This is a genomic window from Terrabacter carboxydivorans, assembly GCF_039532035.1.
Lineage (GTDB): Bacteria > Actinomycetota > Actinomycetes > Actinomycetales > Dermatophilaceae > Terrabacter > Terrabacter carboxydivorans.
The window spans coordinates 1-6060 of record NZ_BAAARE010000050.1 but is presented as its reverse complement, the minus strand read 5'-3'; the positions used below and the strand labels follow the sequence as shown (position 1 = coordinate 6060).

At 68.0% G+C, this 6060-nt stretch carries 4 protein-coding genes and 1 pseudogene; 2 read left to right on the top strand and 3 right to left on the bottom strand.

The window, feature by feature from the left end; genetic code table 11:
* Window positions 1-1534 precede the first annotated feature (1534 nt).
* On the bottom strand, window positions 1535-2515 hold the full coding sequence (locus ABD297_RS23415; RefSeq protein ID WP_344257555.1) for a DUF6454 family protein: 981 nt from the start codon (window positions 2513-2515) through the stop codon (window positions 1535-1537).
* Window positions 2516-2798: 283 nt separating this feature from the next.
* Between ABD297_RS23415 and ABD297_RS23785 the strand changes: the two are divergent.
* Window positions 2799-2903: pseudogene (locus ABD297_RS23785) on the top strand (hypothetical protein); the annotation flags it as partial.
* 503 nt (window positions 2904-3406) lie between these two features.
* Here the strand turns inward: ABD297_RS23785 and ABD297_RS23410 are convergent.
* A complete protein-coding gene (locus ABD297_RS23410; protein WP_344257554.1) occupies window positions 3407-4489 on the bottom strand; it encodes a hypothetical protein in 1083 nt (360 codons plus the stop codon).
* Window positions 4482-4985, bottom strand: coding sequence for an RNA polymerase sigma factor (locus tag ABD297_RS23405; protein WP_344257552.1), 504 nt, complete (start codon window positions 4983-4985; stop codon window positions 4482-4484). Before ABD297_RS23405 ends, ABD297_RS23410 begins: the two co-directional genes overlap by 8 nt.
* Before the next feature lie 354 nt (window positions 4986-5339).
* Between ABD297_RS23405 and ABD297_RS23400 the strand changes: the two genes are divergently transcribed.
* Window positions 5340-5969: a hypothetical protein gene (locus ABD297_RS23400; RefSeq protein WP_344257551.1), complete on the top strand. Its 630-nt coding sequence runs from the start codon at window positions 5340-5342 to the stop codon at window positions 5967-5969.
* Window positions 5970-6060: the final 91 nt, after the last annotated feature.

Below are 6060 nucleotides of genomic sequence, written 5' to 3'. Positions count from 1 at the left end.
CGACTCAAGAACCGCGACCTCGGCCGCGTCCCCACACCCCTGGGAGCCGAGGACTGAGATGACCAGAAAGGAAAGGGGTCCATTTTCACCCGTCGCGGAGGGGTCCAGTTTCAGCCGCCGTTGACAGTAAGACGCACGGCAGCCGATGTGGCCACGCTAGTACGTGGCATACGCATCCAACCGTCGGCCGAGCTCCAATGTAAGCGGTTTCAGGAAAATTGCGGACAAAGTCGGCATTGTTGACGCGGGACCTCGATGGCCCCCATGACTCCGGCTGGTTCCTGGCCTCGTAATCTGCTTGGCGCGACTGATGACCTTCGTCAGTTCATGAAGCTCCATCTCGAGCCCAGGCGGTGAGGAGCAACTGCGCCTTCGAGTGGCGTGGAAGTTGTCCGCACCGCACGCTCGCGGTCGTACCGCTCTTCCAGCTCGAGCCAGTCGCGAAGCATACGTTGCCGGCACGACTCCTTGTCGAGAGGCCCCGATGCTCCACTTCCATATCGGCGACCGTTCCCCCTCTGGGGTGGAGCAATCTCAGGGCAGCGGATTCGTCGTCTAATTGGAACGGGTCCGGCGACGGAGCTGGAACAGTCCGGGACGCAGCCCGCTCGGTGGGGGTGAGCGGGCCGCGTCGCCGCACTCCAGCGAGCGGGACCCACCGGGCGGACGCACCCGCCGAGACAGGGAGCTTCGGTGCGTGCGCGACAGAGCGGTTGCCACTAGATCTTGACGGCGACCTGAGTGCCCGCCGTCAGAAAACCACGTCATGATTCGAGGCCTGGATCGTCTACGAGGTGACGACGGATTGACCCCCAAGTTGCCGTCGTCGCGGGGCCTCGGGTTACTCGTGGAGGGGGCCCGAGCCCCAACCTGACTACGGCCCGCTGGAGAGCCTCACACGCGGGCGGTGTGTGAGGCTCTCTCCTGGCAACGGGGCGAGGCGGACGGTGGCCCTCGGGGGATTAACCACCGCCCGCTGTCATCTCAACGATGGTGACGGTGAGGGGTTACGATGGTCGGCTAACAGACAGGCCGGCACGCGTCTTCTGTCGTGACCAGGCTCGAGGGATCTTACCCGGGGTCACGGTGGCTGCCTCAGATGTGAGTTGCAGGAGGCTGCCGATGCCAGCGCCGCTTCTTGACGCCGACGAAGCCCGCTGCCTCAGTGGGCCAGGGCAACGGCAGCGCCGGGCTCGCGCAGAGGCGGGGGTGTGCGTTCGTCCGGCACAACAAATTATGGGGCGCTCCGGGTGGTTTCGATGACAATGCCGAGGTCACCGGGCCCGGTCAGGTAGTGCTTGGTGAGTCCCTTCGAGGGTGCCCAGGCGAGGCGGCCGGGGTACGCGGACGTGGGGATGATGTCGCCCTTATTGGAGAAGAAGGTGGCGTTACGACGCTGCTCGGTGCTGGAGCGCCGCGGCCGGAGCTGGTAAGCCCGCCTCGGGGTTGACCAAGGAACTGCCCGCGGCCCGTGAGCGGCGCACGACCCGGCGCCGAATGTTTCTGGGGGTGGCGCCGGGTCGAGCAAGTTGCGTTAGCCGACGGTGGCCTGGTAGGTGAGGATCTCGGTGCCATTGCCTTCGTCGCCGTTGTCGGGTGCGACGCGCATGGTCAGGTGGTTGCCGTCAGCGGTCATCTTGAACGGGTTGCGGGTGGCCACGTGTCCGGCCGTGGACCACTTCTGGAAGGGAATCTCGCGGGTGACCTGCTCACTGGTGAGGTCGAGCATGGCAACTCCACCGAGCTCGTAGGTGGCGGAGGTTCCACCAGCGCTGGGCGTCTGCGGCAGATTGGTGACTCCCGCGCAGAGCATCTTGCGGTTGGGGACGTACTGGCAGTCCTGGTAGTCGATGAAGAAGTTGGGGTTGTCCCACGTCTTGAGCTGCTTGCCCTGAAGGTTCCATTCGGCGAAGCGGCGCGAACCCCAGGTGTTGCCGACCAGGTGTCCGGTCTGCTTGTCCATCACGATGCCGCCGAAGTGGTCCTTGACCTCGAACTGCTTGTGGACGGCGAGGCTCTTGGCGTCGACGGCGTAGATGATCGCGCTCGAGTTCGGGCGGTACTGGGCGACCGGGACCCAGATGTTCGTGCCGTCGAAGTCGATGCCGCCGGGGTGGTACATGTCGCCCTCGCCGAGGGTGATGTCCTTCTGAAGGTTGCCCTGCAGGTCCATGACGAACAGGTGCCCGATGCCCTTGCCGGGCGTCCGGTCGTAGCCGCCCTGCGGGGTCGGGTACTTGACGGTGGGCGCGATGATCTGGACGGCGGACAGGAAGATGTGGTCCGGCGTGAAGGCGATGCCCTCGGTGTGGAACGTCGGGAAGTTGAGCTTGAGCTTGGACGTCAGCTGCCAGTTGGTGTTGCGGGTGACCTTGCCGAATGCGTCGGCGAGGGCCGTGTTGGTGCTGTGGCTGCCGACAGTCTCGGTGGTGTGAGCGGTCGCGACGGCAGCGCCGGTGAGCGTCACGGCACCTGCAGCGATCAGCGCGTAGACCTGGGTACGGATGCGGTTCATGGGAGTCTCTCGGGTCGGGGAAGCCCTGTCAGGCCGTGACGCTACGCACGCGGGGTGAACAGGACGGGTCGGCGAGCCCACGAGTGACCGAACAGCGACCCCGCCAGGTCTGCGGTCGGGGACGGGTAGCCACACAACTCAGCCGCGTCGTCGACCGCAACGGCCACGCTCCCCGGAGGGCGTCGCAGGAAGGGGTGAGGACCTCCACGTTCGCGCGGGGGCGACCGCATCGAAGCCTGCGCCGAGGCGACGCCCTCCGGAGAGCCCACCCGGCAGCGCGAAGGTGCTCTTGTCATTGCCTGAGGAGCCAGAAGGAGCGGCCGGGGTCGAGGTGTGCAACGACTCGACCGTCAAGTACCGGTGGAGGCTCAAGGCCGGCAACGGCGAAGGGGTCGCCACCGGTGAGGCTTACGAGTCAGGGCGCGGTCACGGGCACCGAGGCCGTGCGGCGCGCCGCCGCCGACGCACCACCGCGGACGCGCCACCGCCGACGCGCCACCGACCTGACCTGACCGCGAGCGCCGACAGAGCGCGATGCGCGCGGGGACCTGCCGGCGTGGGAAGCCGCGAGGTTGGGCGGCGCACATTGGCCTTCCTCGCGGCGATGTGCGGCGGCCTTCCTTCTCAGCGCGGTAGACGTCCCAGGTTCTGTAGCGGTCAAGCGGCACGTTGGAGGATGTGGGTGCAGGCGGTGTCTTCGTCGTCCAGTGCGCCGGCGGGGTTATGCCGTGCAGAATGCTGATCCCTCGGTTCGCGAGCTGCCGTGGCGCGGCTTGGTGGCTGGTGCCGCGGGCTCCCATCTGTCGGTAGTAGGTCTGGGCGAGGGGTGAGCCGCGCATCGAGGAAAAGGGCTACTGCTGTGCAGCGTCGCCGAGCCCACGGACGGAACGCTCAGAGTGGGTGGAGTGCTCCGGGAGGCGGCAGGGCGTGGGACATCGGGGGCAGGGCCTGCCAGTGGGGCGGGATCAACACCCGGAGGCGGGGCTGTTGCTCCACGTAGCCTGCCTCCTGCGGCAGCCGCGCTTCACGGATCTGCCAGGTCCTGCCCTGGTCGAGGCTGACGACAAGCTGGTTCCTGCCCAGGACCACGCCATGGTAGTAGGCGACCTCGCAGTTCGACCCTCCCTCCGCGAGACTGACCGACATGGGGGTGTCCGGCAGGTCTGCGCCGGCGAACGTGCCGTCGCGCTGCTGGATGATCAGACGCAGGTGGGCGCCGACCCCGGCCAGGCCCCAGAGCCCGCAGCCCTTGGCGGTGGGGATCGCCCACCGGGTGTCGGGCACGTCGGGGACGAGGAGCCGCTCGAGGGTTCGCGCGCCCTCGTTGAGGGTGCACACCCCGACCTGGTCGGCGCACTCGACGGTGGGGACCCCGAAGCTGCGGGTGAAGGGGCGGTCCAGGACGGTGAGCTGCACCGGCACGCCCATCGTGGCCGACACCAGGTAGGGGCCAGGGTTCTGGTGTGCCCAGTACCAGCGCCCATCGCCGACCTCGCGGAACAGGCCGTCCCCGCCCGGGGACGGGTGCTGGCTGGAGTCGGTGACTGCGGTCAGGGTGACGAACCGGTGGCCGGCGCGGTCGACGACAGCGATGGCCTCACGCCCGAGGCAGTCATGGTCGGGCACGGCGCGGGTGCAGCGTTTCCATACCGTCAAGACGGTGCCGGGCTGGGTACGGGACTGGCTCTGGGCGAGGATGAACGCGTCGGCGTTCCCGACGATCTCGTCCGCAGTCCAGGACGGCAGATCCGGGGTGGTCAGGTGAGGGGCCGGCCGGGCCGGGATCGGCTTGTGGCCGAGCTGGCTGAGCCCGGCGACGGCGAGCACAAGGGCGAGGACCGCTGCCACGGCGGCCGCGACGGTGACGGCTGCGCGGCGGCGGTGGACGCGGCGGCGGATCGCGATCATCAGCTCGAAGGGCGGCTGCGTGAGGGACCGCTCGGTCTCGCGGGCGAAGCTGCGCAGGTCAGACATGGTCGGCCTCCTCGTGGTCGCTGAGGTATCCGGCCATCTGGGCGCGGGCCCGGGCCAGGCGCGCTTTGACCGTCCCCTCCGGGACGGACAGTTCGTGAGCGATCTGCGCAACGCTGAGGTCGCCGATGTAGTGGAGCACGACGGTGACCCGGACGGGCGCGCTCAGCTGGCTGAGTGCGTACACGACCGCGATGTGGTCCTCGGGCGCCTGAGGGCCCAGGTCGATGCTCAGCTCGGCCCGGAACTTCGGTAGGACGCGTCCAGCGAGCCGGGCCCGTCGCCAGCGGTGGCGCAGCAGGTTCAGAGCCACCGTCCGTAGCCACGCCTCCTTGTTAGAGGCTAGTGCGAAGTCCCGTCGATGGGTCAGGGCCGTCAGGAAGGCCTCCTGCACTGCGTCTTCGGCCTCCGACAGGTTCCCGCACAGCGCCGCCATCTGGGTCACGAGGTGACGGTAGGACAGGTCGTACACCGCGCGGATCGCGTCATCGTCGTCCATGAGCCGTCCACCTACCGATTCCTCCTGACGATGCTTCCACCCATGACGATCCCCGAGAGACCGTTTCGGTTGCATGCCCCCAGCCGTCGCTGTCGGTACGCATCGGGCCTCTCCGGGCCGCCCCGTCCGGTGCAAGGGCACGCCACGCGATAGCGCTGGCACCGTGTCGCTACAGGTGAGCCGCGACGTAGAACGGGTCTGCGTCGAGGAGGCGGAAAGTGCTGGATCTGGTCGCCTCGCGTCGCCGACGCGGCCATGTCCGGTTGGTACGGTTCACGGTGATATGGGTGCCAGCCCGTGATGGTCGCAGACGCGATAACCGGGGGGTCCCCTCAACGACAGGGGCCGGAAGAGATGAGCAGTTCTGACAGTGCAGGGCATCTGACGTCGTTTGGTGACCGCGGGCGCCAACGCCTCACGGTCGAGCAGGTCGCCGGACTGTTGGACCACCGCTTGTACATGCCGCACGTCGGTCCAGCCGAGCTGGAAGCGGGGTGCCAGCTGGCGAGAGACCACCAGCTTGCGGCCGTCACCTGCCGACCGGAGCAGGTGGCGGCAGCCGCCGAGCACCTGACGGGCACGGACGTCGCGGTCGTCACCGCAGTCGGCTCGCAGAACCGAACGTGCGCGGCCAGCGATGACGTTTGGATCGACGACGCCCGAGTCCTGACGGCCCAAGGGGCATCAGAGCTGGCGGTCGCGGTGGCACGCGCCCGACTCGAGCCTCGGGAGTGGCCCGGGTGCCTCAGAACGATCGAAGTGTTGGCGGCGCTCCAGCCTGTGGAGGGTTTCCGGCTGCGAGTTCACCTTGAGACGGGTGAGCTTTCGGACGAGCAGATCACGACGGCATGCGAGGACCTGACCAGGGCGGGCGCGTGGATGGTCCAGGGCGGCTTGTGGGAGGGGGAGCGGACCGGCTTTCGCCAGGTAGTGCTGATGCGGGAGGCCCTAGGTGTACTCGGCCTGGACGTTGGTGACGGGTAGGCGTTGACGATGAGGAGAACCTCCGGGTGAGGTGTGGAGTGTCTAAGTCCCGCACCGCCCGGAGGTTCTCGTGTCCCACGCTAACGCCCGT